This is a genomic window from Streptomyces sp. NPDC052040, from assembly GCF_044548405.1.
GTDB lineage: Bacteria > Actinomycetota > Actinomycetes > Streptomycetales > Streptomycetaceae > Streptomyces.
Genome location: NZ_JBIUBV010000006.1, coordinates 222,563 through 236,954, shown reverse-complemented (window position 1 = coordinate 236,954; position 14,392 = coordinate 222,563). Strand labels below are relative to the sequence as shown.

At 73.8% G+C, this 14,392-nt stretch carries 13 protein-coding genes; 5 read left to right on the top strand and 8 right to left on the bottom strand.

Annotated elements, in window-relative coordinates:
- Positions 1–18: 18 nt before the first annotated feature.
- Together ACIHAA_RS15485 and map are read right to left on the bottom strand one after the other, a co-directional pair.
- Positions 19–687, bottom strand: coding sequence for a heme oxygenase (biliverdin-producing) (locus tag ACIHAA_RS15485; protein ID WP_399817154.1), 669 nt, complete (start codon positions 685–687; stop codon positions 19–21).
- Between the two features lie 131 nt (positions 688–818).
- Positions 819–1,676 (bottom strand): type I methionyl aminopeptidase, encoded by an 858-nt coding sequence (gene map, locus ACIHAA_RS15480; RefSeq protein WP_399817152.1) that lies wholly within the window; start codon positions 1,674–1,676, stop codon positions 819–821.
- Between the two features lie 61 nt (positions 1,677–1,737).
- On the opposite strand from map, the gene ACIHAA_RS15475 reads away from it, so the two are divergent.
- The gene (locus ACIHAA_RS15475) at positions 1,738–1,971 is read left to right on the top strand and encodes a hypothetical protein (protein WP_399817151.1); all 234 of its coding nucleotides are present in this window, start codon (positions 1,738–1,740) and stop codon (positions 1,969–1,971) included.
- Positions 1,972–2,029: 58 nt separating this feature from the next.
- On the opposite strand, the gene ACIHAA_RS15470 is transcribed toward ACIHAA_RS15475, so the two are convergent.
- Both ACIHAA_RS15470 and ACIHAA_RS15465 read right to left on the bottom strand, forming a co-directional pair.
- Positions 2,030–3,295, bottom strand: a complete 1,266-nt coding sequence (locus ACIHAA_RS15470; RefSeq protein ID WP_399817426.1) for an MFS transporter — start codon at positions 3,293–3,295, stop codon at positions 2,030–2,032.
- Positions 3,296–3,478: 183 nt separating this feature from the next.
- Positions 3,479–4,078, bottom strand: coding sequence for a hypothetical protein (locus ACIHAA_RS15465; protein ID WP_399817149.1), 600 nt, complete (start codon positions 4,076–4,078; stop codon positions 3,479–3,481).
- A gap of 195 nt (positions 4,079–4,273) precedes the next feature.
- On the opposite strand from ACIHAA_RS15465, the gene ACIHAA_RS15460 reads away from it, so the two are divergent.
- From ACIHAA_RS15460 to ACIHAA_RS15450, 3 genes are all read left to right on the top strand, one after another.
- Positions 4,274–5,383 carry an exo-alpha-sialidase gene (locus tag ACIHAA_RS15460; protein WP_399817147.1) on the top strand — a complete coding sequence of 370 codons (1,110 nt, stop codon included), beginning with the start codon at positions 4,274–4,276 and terminating at the stop codon, positions 5,381–5,383.
- Between the two features lie 37 nt (positions 5,384–5,420).
- Positions 5,421–6,125 (top strand): NADPH-dependent F420 reductase, encoded by a 705-nt coding sequence (gene npdG, locus ACIHAA_RS15455; RefSeq protein WP_399817145.1) that lies wholly within the window; start codon positions 5,421–5,423, stop codon positions 6,123–6,125.
- Between the two features lie 69 nt (positions 6,126–6,194).
- Positions 6,195–6,407, top strand: a complete 213-nt coding sequence (locus tag ACIHAA_RS15450; RefSeq protein WP_399817143.1) for a hypothetical protein — start codon at positions 6,195–6,197, stop codon at positions 6,405–6,407.
- Here the strand turns inward: ACIHAA_RS15450 and ACIHAA_RS15445 are convergent.
- A complete protein-coding gene (locus ACIHAA_RS15445) occupies positions 6,397–7,194 on the bottom strand; it encodes a site-2 protease family protein (RefSeq protein WP_399817141.1) in 798 nt (265 codons plus the stop codon). The two genes, ACIHAA_RS15450 and ACIHAA_RS15445, sit on opposite strands and share 11 nt — an antisense overlap.
- Before the next feature lie 490 nt (positions 7,195–7,684).
- Here ACIHAA_RS15445 and ACIHAA_RS15440 point away from each other — a divergent pair, with 490 nt between their 5' ends.
- Positions 7,685–11,128 carry an AfsR/SARP family transcriptional regulator gene (locus ACIHAA_RS15440; protein ID WP_399817138.1) on the top strand — a complete coding sequence of 1,148 codons (3,444 nt, stop codon included), beginning with the start codon at positions 7,685–7,687 and terminating at the stop codon, positions 11,126–11,128.
- Positions 11,129–11,155: 27 nt separating this feature from the next.
- On the opposite strand, the gene ACIHAA_RS15435 is transcribed toward ACIHAA_RS15440, so the two are convergent.
- The 3 genes from ACIHAA_RS15435 to panB form a co-directional block, all read right to left on the bottom strand.
- The gene (locus ACIHAA_RS15435) at positions 11,156–11,977 is read right to left on the bottom strand and encodes an ABC transporter permease (RefSeq protein ID WP_399817136.1); all 822 of its coding nucleotides are present in this window, start codon (positions 11,975–11,977) and stop codon (positions 11,156–11,158) included.
- Positions 11,974–12,999 (bottom strand): ATP-binding cassette domain-containing protein, encoded by a 1,026-nt coding sequence (locus ACIHAA_RS15430; RefSeq protein ID WP_399817134.1) that lies wholly within the window; start codon positions 12,997–12,999, stop codon positions 11,974–11,976. The genes ACIHAA_RS15435 and ACIHAA_RS15430 overlap by 4 nt, the downstream gene beginning before the upstream one ends.
- 383 nt (positions 13,000–13,382) lie before the next feature.
- Positions 13,383–14,270 (bottom strand): 3-methyl-2-oxobutanoate hydroxymethyltransferase, encoded by an 888-nt coding sequence (gene panB, locus ACIHAA_RS15425; protein WP_399817133.1) that lies wholly within the window; start codon positions 14,268–14,270, stop codon positions 13,383–13,385.
- Positions 14,271–14,392: the final 122 nt, after the last annotated feature.

The window sequence follows — 14,392 nt, the reverse complement described above, 5'->3', positions numbered from 1 at the left end:
GGGACCCGGCCCCGGGGCTCAGGCGCTCTGCGGGAACTCCTCGCCCAGCGCCCCCAGCACCGCCGTGTTGAGCGCGTACGCCCGCCGGCACTCGGCGACGACCCGCTGCTTCTCCATCTCGTCCGCCCGGATCCCGTCCAGCAGTGTCCGGTACGTCCGCTTGAACGCCACCGGGTTGGGGATCCCCTCGAACACATAGAAACGCACCCCGTCGCCCATCCGGGTGAAGCCCCAGGTCCGCTCCGCCGTGTCGCGGATGATCCGGCCGCCGGACAGATCGCCCAGGTAGCGGGTGTAGTGGTGGGCCACATATCCGCCGGGCCAGCGCTCGGCGCACTCCCGCACCCGGGCCGCGTACGCCCCGGTCTCGGGCAGCGGGTCGAGGCCGGACCGCCAGCCGGGTCCGCGCAGATGGGCGAGGTCCCGCTCCAGCTCGGCCAGCCGGAACAGCTCCGGCCGGACGAAGGGGCCCGCCACCGGGTCCCCGGCCAGCCGCCCGGCCCCGGCCTCCAGCGCCTCGTAGAGGAACCACAGCTGCTCGGTGTACCGGGCGTACGCCTCGACGCCGAGGGCGCCGCCGAGCAGACCGCTGATGAAGCCCGAGGTGCTGGCCTCGCGGTGGTGGTCCTTCGACGCGGAGCGCAGGAGCGTCGAGAACGCCGTGCGGGACGGGTCCGGCGCGTTCATGGGGCCTCCCTCGTTTACCGACGTGCTGTCGGTAAGACCGTACCCACGGAGCCGGGACCCCTCCACACGGCGGGAGCCCGTTCCTGTGCGGAACGGGCTCCCGTTGCGGCGAGGGCGGTGCGGGCCGGGGCTCAGGGCAGGGTCAGGATCTCCGCGCCCGTGTCCGTGACCACCAGGGTGTGCTCGAACTGCGCCGTGCGCCTGCGGTCCTTCGTCACCACCGTCCAGCCGTCCTCCCACATGTCGTACTCATGGGTGCCGAGGGTGAGCATGGGCTCGATGGTGAAGGTCATGCCGGGCTGGATCACGGTGGTGGCGTGCGGGCTGTCGTAGTGCGGGACGATCAGCCCGGAGTGGAACGACGAGTTGATGCCGTGCCCGGTGAAGTCCCGCACCACGCCGTAGCCGAAGCGCTTGGCGTACGACTCGATGACCCGCCCGATCACGTTGATCTGGCGGCCCGGGCGGACGGCCTTGATCGCGCGGTCGAGCGACTCCCGGGTGCGCTCCACCAGCAGCCGGGACTCCTCGTCGACGTCACCGACGAGATAGGTGGCGTTGTTGTCGCCGTGGACGCCGCCGATGTACGCCGTCACGTCCAGATTGACGATGTCGCCGTCGCGCAGCACCGTGGAGTCCGGGATGCCGTGGCAGATGACCTCGTTGACCGAGGTGCACAGAGACTTGGGGAAGCCCCGGTAGCCCAGGGTCGAGGGATAGGCGCCGTGGTCGCACATATACGTGTGCGCGACCCGGTCCAGCTCGTCCGTGGTGACCCCGGGCGCGATCAGCTTCGCGGCCTCCGCCATCGCCCGCGCCGCGATCCGCCCGGCGGTGCGCATCGCCTCGACGGTCTCGGGGGTCTGCACCTCGGGCCCGGTGTACGGGGTCGGCGCGGGCTTGCCGACATATTCGGGGCGCCGGATGTTTCCGGGTACGGAACGGGTGGGAGACAGCTCTCCTGGTACGAGCAGCGACTGGCCAGACATGCCAGCGAGTCTATCCAGCGGCTGTGCGGGAACATGGGCCCTGGTGAAAGGAGCCTTGGCAATGGCGCTGTTCAAGAAGCGGACGGCCGGGAAACCCGGCGAGTGGTACTACTGCCTGGAGCATCACAAGGTGGAGGAAGGTCCGGAGTGCCCGGCCAAGGACCGTTTCGGGCCGTATGCCTCCCGCGGGGAGGCGGAGCACGCGATGGCGACCGCGCACGAGCGCAACGAGGAGTGGGACACGGACCCCCGGTGGCACGACGCCTCCGCGACGGGGGAGCCGGACCGCGACTGAGCGGCCGGGGCGGGCGGGCCGGGTGGGCGGGGGCGCCGGGTGCGCCCTCGGCCCGGCCTCAGGCCACCGCCCCCGCCCGCCGCTCCCGCAGCCGTACCGCGTGCGGGTCGGTGCGGGCGTCGTAGGCCAGCAGCGCCGGGAGGAACAGGGCGAGCAGGGCCACCGCGCCCGTGCACAGCAGACCGCCCGACCAGACCGACACCCGCACGCCCCGCCAGGCCGCCACCGCGCCCGAGCGGACCTGGCCCAGCTGGGGGCCGGTCGAGTACGACAGCAGTTCGATCCCGGCCAGGCGGCCCCGCAGCTCGTCCGGGATCGTCTGGTTCCACATCGCGGCCCGGAAGATTCCGCTGATCATGTCGCAGCAGCCGGCCAGCATCAGAAGCAGCAGCACCAGCCAGACATTGCGCATGACCCCCGCCACGGCGACCGCCAGCCCCCAGCCCGCCGCCGCGAGCACCACCATCCGGCCGTGCCGGTGGACCCGGGAGGTCCAGCCACTGGTGAGCGACACCAGCAGGGCACCGGCCGGGATGCTCGCGTACATCAGCCCGAGCGACCACTCGGCGCCCAGCTCGTCCGCGAGGAACGGCAGCACCGCCAGCGGCATCGCGAAGAAGGTCGCCACGATGTCGACGGCGTACGTCCCCAGCAGCTCCTTGCGGCCCCAGGCGTAGCGCGCGCCCTCCGCGATCGACCGCAGCGAGGGCCGCGCCCCCAGATGCGCGGCCGGGGAGGCGGCGAGCCCCACGACCAGCGCCACGGACACCGCGAAGGTCAGTACGTCGACGGCGTATGCCGAGGCCAGGCCCGCGTACGCCACCACCACACCGGCCAGCGCCGGACCGGCGACCCCGCCGACCGTCCAGCGCAGGGAGTTCAGCGAGGCGGCGGCGGGCAGATGCTCGTGCGCCACGATGCGCGGCACCAGGGAGTCCAGGGCCGGGCGCTGGACCGAGGTGAGCGCCGAGGTCAGGGCCGCGACCAGATACAGCGGCCACACCCCGGGCCGCGGCAGCACCGCGTTCACCAGCAGCACGGCACCCAGCAGGCCCTGGCCCGCCTCCGTGTAGAGGATCAGCTTCCGCTTGTCCAGGGCGTCGGCGAGCGCACCGCCGTACAGACCGAAGGCGATCAGCGGCACCAGCTCCACGGCACCGATCGCGCCGACCGCCGCCGCGGACCCGGTCAGCTCCTTCAGCTGCACCGGCAGCGCCACAAAGGTCAGAAAGCTGCCGAAGTTGGTGATCAGCCCCGCCAGCCAGAGCCTGCGGAAGTCCGCCGACGCCCGCCAGGGCGCGAGATCCGGGAGCAGGGCACGCAGCCGGGAGGCGTTCCCCGCGGCCGGGGTGGAGGCGGTGGGGGCGGTGGGGGCGGTGGGGGCGTCCTCAAGGGGTGGGGCGGTGGCGGTGCTCCGTGCGGAGGGTGGGGTGGGGGAGGGGTCTTCGGTCACAACGGGCCATGCTCGGCCGGACCGTGCGCCCCGGGCAACCGGATTTTCCCCGGCTCACCACCGGGCGGGCGGCGGCGAGGTCAGCTGGTCGGCCAGGCGGGACAGCCGGTCCCGGAAGCGGCGGCGCCGCGGGGCGAGCGGTGCGTTCTCCCCGGCCGCCGCGCTCACCAGGTGCTGCACGGTGTCCAGGCCGAGGTCCATGGCCGCGGTCACCGTCAGCACGTCATGGGCCAGGGCCGCCAGCTCGCGGTCCCCGGAGTCCAGCGCCAGCACCGTCGCCCCGGCCCGGCGCGCGTCATGGACCCGCTCCAGCAGCCCGGCATCCGCCGCGTCGGGCGACACCACCAGCAGCGTCTCCCCGCGCCGCGCCGCCGACAGCCGCCCGAGGCCCACCCCGAGATGAGCCGGGTCGGACGGGCGCGCCGCGTGCCGTACCAGCGTCGGGGCCAGCTCCGGCGTACCCGACCAGGCCGCCTCGTCGACCAGATGCGCGGCCAGATGCCAGGGCTCGTACTCCTCCGTGCCGACCAGCAGCAGCCCGCCGCCCTGCGACACCACCGAACCCCGCAGGGTCCCCCCGAACCGGCGGGTGGCGTCCAGCCACTCGGTCCCGTCGAGCACATCCCTCAGCAGCGCGACCCGTACGGCGTCCATGGGACGGGATCCTGCCCCAACGAGCCAGTCGTGACCCGGAGTTCACCCCGCATTCGCCCGATCCGGGCACAGAGCCGTTCCGGAGTCGACGGACGGCGACGGGAGTCGGAGGGAGGCGCCGGAAGGCGACGGACGGCGACGGGAGTCGCGCCACGCTCGCAGCCGCACCCACCGCGGACGTACCCGAGGAGCCGTATGACCAACGAGACCGCCGGGACCGCCGGGACCGCCGGGAGCGGGACCTCCGTCCCCTTCCGGGCGGGCCGCGAGGGCTATGCGAGCCACCGCATCCCCGCCGTCGTCGCGACCCGGTCCGGCACCCTGCTCGCCTTCTGCGAGGGGCGGGTGGCCTCCGCCGCCGACCACGGGCACATCGACATCGTGCTCAAGCGGTCCACCGACGGCGGCCGCAGCTGGGGCCCGCTCCAGGCCGTCGCCCGCAACGGGACCGGACTGGCCGGAAACCCCGCGCCCGTCGTCCTGGACACCGGCCGCGTCCTGCTCGTCCAGGTCCGCGCGGCGGCGGGCGCGACCGAGGACGCCATCCTGCGCGGCAGGGTCAAGGCCGCCGACGGACGCCGCGTCTGGGTGCAGCACAGCGACGACGACGGGCTGACCTGGTCCGGCCCGCGCGAGATCACCGCCCAGGTGAAGAAACCCGGCTGGCGCTGGTACGCCACCACCCCCGGGCACGCCCTCCAGCTCACCACCGGACGCGTCCTCGTCCCCGGCAACCACACCCTGCCGCCCACCGGAACCGACAACGGCACCGAGGCCAGGTACAACAGCGGCCACTGCCTGCTCAGCGACGACCGCGGCGAGCACTGGTACCTCGGCTACCTGGACGAGAACACCAACGGCTATGTCAACGTCAACGAGACCACCGCGGCCGAACTCCCCGACGGACGCGTCTACTTCAACACCCGCAACGACTCCCCGTCCCCCGGCAACCGCGCCGACGCCCACTCCGCCGACGGCGGCCGCACCCTGGTGAAGCCCTTCCGCCCGCAGGCGGGCCTGGCCGCACCCGTCTGCCAGGGCAGCGTCCTCCAGCTGCGCGACCCGGACCTGCTGCTCTACTCCGGCCCCGCGGACCCCGCCTTCCGCGCCCTGATGACCGTGCGCGCCTCCGCCGACGGGGGCACCACCTGGCGCTCCGCGTACCCCGTCGACGGACTGCCCGCCGCCTACTCCGACCTGGTCCGCGTCGATCCCGCGACCGTCGGACTGCTCTACGAGACGGGCGACTTCGGCGCCTACGAGACGATCACCTTCCGCCGGATCCCGGTGGCGGCCCTCACCTGAGCGGCGCAGCGCACCGGGGCGCACGTAGAGTCGGCCCATGACCTCTAGCGACAGTGCACCCAAGGCCCCCGCCAAGGACCCCTGGGACCTTCCCGACGTCTCCGGGCTCGTCGTCGGCGTGCTCGGCGGCACCGGGCCGCAGGGCAAGGGCCTCGCCTACCGGCTCGCCCGGGCCGGCCAGAAGGTGATCATCGGCTCCCGCGCCGCCGAACGCGCCCGGGCCGCCGCCGAGGCGCTCGGCCACGGCATCGAGGGCACCGACAACGCCGAGACCGCGCGCCGCAGCGACCTGGTGATCGTCGCCGTGCCGTGGGAGGGTCACGGCCCCCTCCTCGCGTCGCTGCGCGAGGAGCTGACCGGCAAACTCGTCGTCGACTGCGTCAACCCGCTCGGCTTCGACAAGAAGGGCGCCTACGCGCTCAAGCCCGAGGAGGGCAGCGCCGCCGAGCAGGCCGCCGCGCTGCTGCCGGACTCCCGCGTCACCGCCGCCTTCCACCATCTGTCCGCCGTCCTCCTGGAGGACCCGGACATCGAACGGATCGACACCGACGTCATGGTGCTCGGCGAGGAGCGCGCCGACGTGGAGACCGTGCAGGCGCTGGCCGGCCGGATCCCCGGAATGCGCGGTGTCTTCGCGGGGCGGCTGCGCAACGCCCACCAGGTCGAGTCCCTGGTGGCCAACCTGATCTCCGTCAACCGGCGGTACAAGGCCCACGCCGGGCTGCGGGTGACCGACGTCTAGCGCCTTTCGGGCATGGGGGACACTGGAGGCCGTACGACCACACCGTCCGTCCTCCAGGAGCCGACCCCCATGCCCCCTCAGCCCCCGTCCGGTCCGGCCCGGCGCCTTGCGTACTACGCGCTCGCCGTGTGCCTGCTGTCGATCGCCGCGGCCGTCGTGTCCTTCGTCCGGGGCAACTGGCTGGGCGTCGTCTGGGTGCTGCTCGCGGCCGTGTCCTCCAACATGGCCTGGTTCTCGCTGCGCCGGGGCCGCGGCCGGGACGGGGACCGGGTCACTGGCTGAGGCAGAGCTCGGGAGCGGGCCGCCAGAAGCGGTACAGCTCCCAGCCGCAGGCCTGGTGCAGATCGTCGATGCCCAGCCCCCTCAGGACCGCGTCGATCGCGTCGAAGAACACGGCGCCCACCGACGGGATCCCGAGGATCGCGAACACGGCGAGCAGCCCGAACGGCGCGAACGGCTCCACCTGGCGCTTGACGCCGAGGGGCAGCCAGGGCTCGATCACCCCGTAGCCGTCCAGACCGGGCACCGGCAGGAAGTTCAGGATCGAGGCCGTGACCTGGAGCAGCGCCAGCAGTGCCAGGGAGAAGCGGAACAGGGCGGGCACCCCGTCCAGCGCGTGCAGCCAGAACGGGGCCGTGCACACCACCGCGAACAGCACGTTCGTCAGCGGGCCCGCCGCCGAGATCAGGCTCTGCCGCCAGCGGCCGCGGATCCGGCCGCGCTCGATGAAGACCGCGCCGCCCGGCAGTCCGATGCCGCCCATGATCAGGAAGACCACCGGCAGGACGACGCTCAGCAGGGCATGGGTGTACTTCAGCGGGTTCAGCGTCAGATAGCCCTTGGCCCCGACCGAGATGTCACCGCTGTGCAGGGCGGTACGGGCATGGGCGTACTCGTGCAGACACAGCGACACGATCCAGGCGGCCGTGACGAACAGGAACACGGCGAGCCCGGGCTGTGCGGCGAAGCCGCTCCAGACGGCCCAGCCGGTGACCGCCGTCACGGCCAGCAGCCCGACGAAGACGGGGCTGATCCTCCGGTCGCTGCGCCCGGTGGCGGCGGTGGTCATGGAACTCCCTGGACAGACTGGACGGAGACGGTCTGGACGGCCGGCGCGGTCTGGACGGAAGCCGGGTCGGAAACGACACGGCACGGACTGCCCGACCGTACCGGGCGCACCCGGAAAACGTCTCGCCCAGGGGGCCGGGTTCCGCGAAGGTGGGGACGTGGGGACATCGGAGCGCGGGGATCTGAAGACGTGAGGGACCTGGAGACGTGGGGGACAGGAGGACGTGGGGGACAGGAGGACGTGGGGGACAGGAGGACGTGGGGGACATGGGGACGTGGGGGACATGGGGACGCGGGGAGGTGGGCATGCGGAACCCGGCCGGGTGCCGGACACGGCGGCCCGGGCGTCCCCGTCGGGCCCGGCAGGCCCGGTACCACCCCGCCGGGCCCGTGACCGCCCCGCTCGTGCTGCCGCCGCCGTCCCGGCTCCCGACCCCGCCGGGGACGGGGACCCCCGGGGCAGGCCGGTCCTTCCCTCGCCACCGGAGACAATGAACCCCGTGCGCTATCGCATTCTCGGCACCACCCAGGCACTCCGCGCCGACGGCACGACCGTCCCGGTCGGCGGGGCCCGGCTGCGTGCCCTGCTGACCGTGCTCGCCCTGCGGGCCGGGAGACCGGTCCCCGTCGGCCTCCTCGTCGAGGAGGTGTGGGACGGCGACCCGCCCGCCGACGCGACCGGAGCCCTCCAGGCGCTGGTCGGTCGCCTCCGCCGGGCGGTCGGGCCGGACGCGGTCGAGTCCGCGGACGGCGGCTACCGGCTGGCGGCCGCCCCCGACGACGTCGATCTGCACCGCTTCGAGCGGCTCGCCGGGGAGGGGCTGCGCGCAATGGCCGACGGCGACCCCGCCAAGGCGGCGGTCGTCCTCGATGACGCCCTCGCCCTGTGGCACGGGCCCGCCCTCGCCGACCTCCCGGACCGGACCGCCGAGGGGGCCCGCTGGGAGACCCGCCGTCTCGACGCCCGGCGCGCCCGGCTGGCCGCCGCCCTCGCCCTCGGCCAGGGCGAGCAGTATCTGCCCGAGCTGACCGCCCTGTGCGACGCCCACCCGCTCGACGAGTCCCTCCAGGCCCTGCGGCTGCGCGCGCTGCGCGACGCGGGCCGTCCGGCGCAGGCCCTGGCCGCCTACGACGCCGTACGGCGGCTGCTGGCGGACCGGCTCGGCTCCGACCCGGGACCGGAGCTGCGGGCCCTGCACACCGAACTGCTGCACGGCCCCCCGCCGCACCCCGCGCCCTCGCATCTCACGGCACCGCACTTCACGCCCTCGCATCTCACGGCACCGCACCTCACGCCGCCGCCCGCCGCCGCCCCGGTGCCCGCCGCTCCCGGCACCGCGCTCCCGGCCGCCGGTACCGCCCGGCCCCCCGCCGCCGCGGCCCCGGCCGTCCCGGAAGCCCTCCCGGGACCCGCCGCCGTGCCGCGCCCCGGCAACCTCCGGGCCCGCCTCACCTCCTTCGTCGGGCGGGACACCGACATCGAGACCCTGCGCGGCGATCTCGCGTCCGCCCGGCTCGTCACCCTGCTCGGACCCGGCGGCGCCGGAAAGACCCGGCTGTCGCAGGAGGCCGCCGAGGCCGTGGCCGAGGAGGTGCCGGACGGGGTGTGGCTGGCCGAACTGGCGCCCGTCGACGACCCGGAGGCCGTGCCCGAGGCCGTACTGACCGCCGTCGGGGCACGCGAGACCGTGCTGCGCGGCGCGGGCGCCGAGGAGCTGCGCGCCGTGGCCGACCGGCACGACGACCCGCTGCTGCGGCTCGCCGAGCACTGCGCCCGCCGCCGCATGCTGCTCATCCTCGACAACTGCGAGCATGTCGTGGACATCGCCGCCCGCCTGGTCGAGCACCTCCTTGAACGCTGCCCCGGGCTGACGGTGCTGGCCACCAGCCGCGAACCCCTCGGCGTACCGGGGGAGTTGCTCCGCCCGGTCGGCCCGCTGCCGCAGCCCTACGCGCTGGAACTGCTCGCCGACCGCGGCGCCGCCGCCCGGCCCGGCTTCCGCACCGACACCGACGAGGACACCGCGGCCGCCGCCGCCGAGATCTGCCGCCGCCTGGACGGGCTGCCGCTCGCCATCGAACTGGCCGCGGCCCGGCTGCGGATGCTGTCCCCGCGGCAGATCGCCGACCGGCTCGACGACCGCTTCCGGCTGCTCACCTCCGGCAGCCGCACCCTGCTGCCCCGCCAGCAGACCCTGCGGGCCGTCGTCGACTGGTCCTGGGACCTGCTGGACTCCGGCGAACGCGCGGTGCTGCGCAGGCTCTCCGTCTTCGCCGGAGGCTGCGACCTCACCGCCGCCGAGGCCGTGTGCGGCCCCGCCGCGCTGGAGGCGCTCGGCTCACTCGTGGACAAGTCCCTGGTGGCGGCCGCTCCTTCGGGCGACGGGGAGATGCGCTACCGGCTCCTGGAGACCGTCGCCGAGTACGCCGGGGAACGGCTCGACGAGTCGGGCGAACGCCCCGAGGCCGAACGCGCCCACCTCACGTACTACCGCGAACTGGCCCGCACCACCGACCCGTTGCTGCGCTCCCCGGACCAGCGCGCCGCGATCGAGCGGCTCCAGGTGGAGTACGAGAACGTGCGCACCGCCCTGCGCCGCGCCGTCGCCGCCCGGGACGAGCAGGAGGCGCTCTGCCTGCTGCTCTCCCTGACCTGGTACTGGCAGATCCGCGATCTGCGCGTCGAGGCCCGCACCTGGTGCGCCGCCGTCGTCGCGCTCGGCCCCGACCCCTTCGCCGGGCCCGCCCGGCCGGTGCCCGACCTCCCCGAGCGCTGCACCGACGCCCCGCCGCCGATGCGCCCGGAGCTGCTGGAGGAGGCCCGGCGCGGCGCCCATCTGGTCCATCTGGCCTTCCTGGACATCGAGGCCCAGCAATGGGACTCGCCCGAGGCCAGGGAGCGGCTCGGCGTCATCAGCGACACCTACCGCCCCGGCCAGCCGCAGACCTGCCGGGTGCCCGGCTTCCTGTGGTACTTCGCGGTGGTGTTCAGCGCCGACCTGGAGCGGCTGCTCACCATCCTCGACGAGTCCGTGCGCACCTGCCGGGAGCGCGGCTACACCTGGGAACTGGCGCAGACCCTCCAGATGCGCGCCAACATGCTCGCCAACCGCACCGACTGGGCGGGCGACGCGACCCGGGACGCGGACGAGGCCCTGGAGATGTTCCACCGGATCGGTGACATCTGGGGAGTGGCCGAGGCCCTGTCGGCCCGTGGCGAGGCCCATGAGCGGCGCGGCGACTACACGGCTGCCGCCGACGACTACCGCGCCGCCCAGGAGTACGCCGAGCGGCTGGGCGCCCACTCGCAGATGGCCGTGCTCGGCGCCCGCCTCGGCGGCGCGCTGCTGGAGGCCGGGCAGGGCGAGCAGGGGGAGCGGCTGCTGCGCCAGGCCATCGACGAGTCCCGCGGGGCGTCCCAGGACGCCAACCCGTTCGCCCGGCTCTCCCTGGCGTGGTGGTTCGGCCGCACCGGCCGGGTGCCGGAGGCGCGCGAGCAGGTCGGCCTGTTGCGCGAGGAGTTCGGCGCGATGGCCTTCCCGGTCTTCGAGGGCGTCGTGCTCGGTCTGGAGGCCTGGCTCGATGTGCTGGAGGAGCGCCACGCCGACGCCCTGGCCCAGGTCCGGGGCGCGCTGGAGTGCGCCGGGGACCGGATGGCCCAGGTGATCGTGCCGCATCTGACCTCGACGCACCTCACGGTCGCCGCGGTCGCGCTCGCCGAGGCCGACGGAGGGCGTCGCGCCCGGGACGCGGCGGCCTGCCTGGGCGCCGCCGACCGGCTGCTGCCGCCCGGGCACTTCCAGGGAACGATGGAGCGCGAGACCCGGGAGCGGGCCGAGGCGGCCGCCCGTGCCGTGCTGGGCGCCCCGGCCTACGAGGCGGCATACGCGGAGGGCGGCGGCCTCTCCGCGGAGGAGGCCACCGCCCTCGTCTGACGCGACCGGGCTGCTGCGCGGCGGGGGTCAGGTCCTGGTGGTGTACTTGCGGATGGCGATGGGCGCCATCACCGCCGTCAGGGCCACCGACCAGCCCAGAGTCATCAGGACGTCACGGGCCACCGGGTCGTGGCCGTTCATCAGGTGCCGGGCCGCGTCCGCGAGGGTGGACAGCGGGTTGTAGTCCGTGAAGGCCTGGAGCCAGCCCGGCATGGTGCTGGGCGGGGCGAAGATCGACGAACCGAACTGCAAGGGCATCAGCACGAGAAACCCCATTCCCTGGACGGCCTGGGCGCTCTTCATCACCACGCCCAGGGTCAGAAAGATCCACATGACGCCGAAACCGAAGACCATCGACAGGCCGATGGCGGCGAACAGACCGGGCACGTTCGACACCGACAGACCGAGCAGGAAGCCCACCGCGAGCAGGATCGCGGTGGCGAGCAGCATCCGCCCGATCTCCACGGTGACCTTGGCGATCAGGACGGAACCCCGGCTGATGGGCAGGGACCTGAAGCGGTCCATCACGCCCTTCTGGAAGTCCTCGTTGAACCCGGTGCCGACGGCCTGGGCGATGTTCATGCCCATCATCGCCATCAGCCCGGGGACCACGTAGTTGACGTAGGCGTGCCGGTTGTGGGACCCGGAGATCGCGCCGCCGAAGACGAAGACGAACAGCAGGCAGAAGACGATCGGGAACAGGATCGCGTCGAACATCGACTCGGGGTCCTGGCGGATCCACAGCAGGTTGCGGCGGACCAGGGCGCCGATGTGGCGCAGATTGCCGCGCAGCCCGATGCGGCCGTCCGCGGCCGGTGCGGGGCGCGCGGTGACGGTGGCCGTGCTCATACGGCGAGCTCCTCACGGGCGGGGGACGCGTCCTGCGGGGCACTGGCACGGTGGCCGGTGAGCGACAGGAACACCTCGTCCAGACTGGGCAGTTCGGTGGATATCCCGGCGAGCGTGATGCCGCGGGCGGTGAGCGCGCCGACCACCGCGGTCAGCTGCTCGTCGCTGAGGATCGGTACCAGCACGGTGGCGGTCTCGTCGTCCACGGTCGCCCCGCCGGGCCCGGTGAGGCCGAACTCGTCGAGCGTGGCGGCCGTGGGGCGCAGCTCGGCCGGGTCCGCCGGGCGGACGCGCAGCGTCCGGCCGCCGACCCGGGCCTTCAGCTCGTCGATGCGGCCGCCCGCGATGACCTTGCCGCGGTCGATGACGGTCAGCTCGGCGGCCAGCTGCTCGGCCTCCTCCATGTACTGGGTGGTGAGCAGCACGGTCGCGCCCTCGGCGACCATCCGCTTGACCTCGGTCCACACCTCGTTGCGGGTGCGGGGGTCGAGGCCGGTGGTCGGCTCGTCCAGATAGAGCACCGCCGGGCGCCCCATCATCGAGGCGGCGAGGTCCAGCCGCCGCCGCATGCCGCCGGAGTAGGTGCGCGCGGGGCGCTTGGCCGCGTCGGTGAGCGAGAACCGCTCCAGCAGTCCGTCGGCGCGGCTGCGGGCCTCCTTGCGGGACAGGTCGAGGAGGCGGCCGATCATGTACAGGTTCTCGAACCCGGAGAGCTTCTCGTCGACCGAGGCGTACTGACCGGTGAGGCCGATCACGCGCCGGGTCTGGCGGGGCTGCCGGACGACGTCGTAGCCGGCGACCACGGCGTGTCCGGCGTCCGGGGTGATGAGGGTGGACAGGCAGCGGACCAGGGTGGTCTTCCCGGCGCCGTTCGGCCCGAGCACACCGAGCACGGTGCCCTCGCGCACATCCAGGTCGACACCGTCCAGGGCCTTGGTCTCGCCGTAGTGCTTGACCAGCCCCCGTACGGTGACGGCCGTGTCCGGGGCGGCGCCCTCGGGCTTGTCGTCGATTCGCGTCATGTCCACCAAGGTGCCAGCCGCCACCGACAAACCGCCTACAGGCCACCGACAGGAGCCGACATCTCTCCTACGCCGCCGACACCGCGCCCATGGCTACGGCGTCGGCACCGCGCCCATGGCTACGGCGCCGACACCGCGCCCATGGCTACGGCGTCGGCACCGTGCCCACGGCTGTGGCGCTGGCAGCGTGCCTACGGCTGCTGCGGTACCGGTTCCCACCCCGGCCGGGTGCGGGAAACGCGGCAGCCCGCCGACGGGGGAAGATCGGCGGGCTGCCGGGGCGCCCCGTCAGAAGGGGCGCCGGGAACTGCGCGGCCGGCCTGAAACGGCCCGCAGTGGGTCGGTCGGCCGGTGCACCGAGCGCCGGTCCGTCCGGCGACCGGTCAGTGCACCGAGTGCTCGTCCAGCGGGAACGTTCCGCCCGTGACGTCCTCGGCGAAGGCGCGCGCCGCGTCGCCCATCACCCGGCGCAGATCCGCGTACTGCTTCACGAACTTGGGCACCCGGCCCCCGGTCAGGCCCAGCATGTCGGTCCATACGAGCACCTGGGCGTCCGTGTCCGGACCGGCCCCGATGCCGACGGTCGGGATGTGCAGGGACCGCGTCACCTCGGCCGCCAGCTCCGCCGGTACCAGCTCCAGGACCACCGCGAACGCGCCCGCGTCCTGCACGGCCTTGGCGTCCCGCATCAGCTGCGCGGCGGCCTCCTCGCCCCGGCCCTGCACCCGGTAGCCCATCGCGTTGACGGACTGGGGGGTCAGACCGATGTGCGCCATGACCGGGATGCCGGACTCCACCAGCAACTCGATCTGGCGGTGCGAACGTTCCCCGCCCTCCAGCTTGACCGCGCCGACCCCGGCCTCCTTCACCAGGCGGGTGGCCGAGCGCAGCGCCTGCACCGGGCCCTCCTGGTAGGAGCCGAAGGGCAGGTCGCCGACGATCAGGGCGCGGCGGGTGCCCCGGACCACCGCGGCGGAGAGGATGGTCATCTCGTCGAGGGTGACGGGCACGGTCGTCTCGTACCCGAGGTGGCAGTTGCCCGCCGAGTCGCCGACGAGCATCACCGGGATGCCGGCCTCGTCGAAGACGGACGCGGTCATCGCGTCGTAGGCGGTGAGCATGGGCCACTTCTCGCCGCGCTCCTTGGCGGCGGTGATGTCACGCACGGTGATGCGGCGGGTGCTCTTGCCCCCGTACAGCGCCTTGCTGCTGTCGGACGGCTTGAGCGCACCCTGCACGGGCTGCCCCTGGGCAGCCGGAAGCTGCGTCATCGCAACGGCTCCTTCGGTCATCTCGAGGCGCCCTGACGGCGTCCCCGGATCACCCCCATGGTGGCACCTCGTGCCAAGGGCGGCTATAGGGCCTCTCGTGTGAATCATGCCGGGCTCGCGGG

What these genes read in the sequence shown, in the direction of transcription:
- ACIHAA_RS15485 (WP_399817154.1), bottom strand. Translation starts at nt 687, where the DNA reads ATGAACGCGCCGGACCCGTCCCGCACGGCGTTCTCGACGCTCCTGCGC.
- ACIHAA_RS15460 (WP_399817147.1), top strand. Translation starts at nt 4,274, where the DNA reads ATGACCAACGAGACCGCCGGGACCGCCGGGACCGCCGGGAGCGGGACC.
- ACIHAA_RS15440 (WP_399817138.1), top strand. Translation starts at nt 7,685, where the DNA reads ATGAACCCCGTGCGCTATCGCATTCTCGGCACCACCCAGGCACTCCGC.
- npdG (WP_399817145.1), top strand. Translation starts at nt 5,421, where the DNA reads ATGACCTCTAGCGACAGTGCACCCAAGGCCCCCGCCAAGGACCCCTGG.
- ACIHAA_RS15465 (WP_399817149.1), bottom strand. Translation starts at nt 4,078, where the DNA reads ATGGACGCCGTACGGGTCGCGCTGCTGAGGGATGTGCTCGACGGGACC.
- ACIHAA_RS15445 (WP_399817141.1), bottom strand. Translation starts at nt 7,194, where the DNA reads ATGACCACCGCCGCCACCGGGCGCAGCGACCGGAGGATCAGCCCCGTC.
- ACIHAA_RS15475 (WP_399817151.1), top strand. Translation starts at nt 1,738, where the DNA reads ATGGCGCTGTTCAAGAAGCGGACGGCCGGGAAACCCGGCGAGTGGTAC.
- panB (WP_399817133.1), bottom strand. Translation starts at nt 14,270, where the DNA reads ATGACGCAGCTTCCGGCTGCCCAGGGGCAGCCCGTGCAGGGTGCGCTC.
- ACIHAA_RS15435 (WP_399817136.1), bottom strand. Translation starts at nt 11,977, where the DNA reads ATGAGCACGGCCACCGTCACCGCGCGCCCCGCACCGGCCGCGGACGGC.
- map (WP_399817152.1), bottom strand. Translation starts at nt 1,676, where the DNA reads ATGTCTGGCCAGTCGCTGCTCGTACCAGGAGAGCTGTCTCCCACCCGT.
- ACIHAA_RS15430 (WP_399817134.1), bottom strand. Translation starts at nt 12,999, where the DNA reads ATGACGCGAATCGACGACAAGCCCGAGGGCGCCGCCCCGGACACGGCC.
- ACIHAA_RS15450 (WP_399817143.1), top strand. Translation starts at nt 6,195, where the DNA reads ATGCCCCCTCAGCCCCCGTCCGGTCCGGCCCGGCGCCTTGCGTACTAC.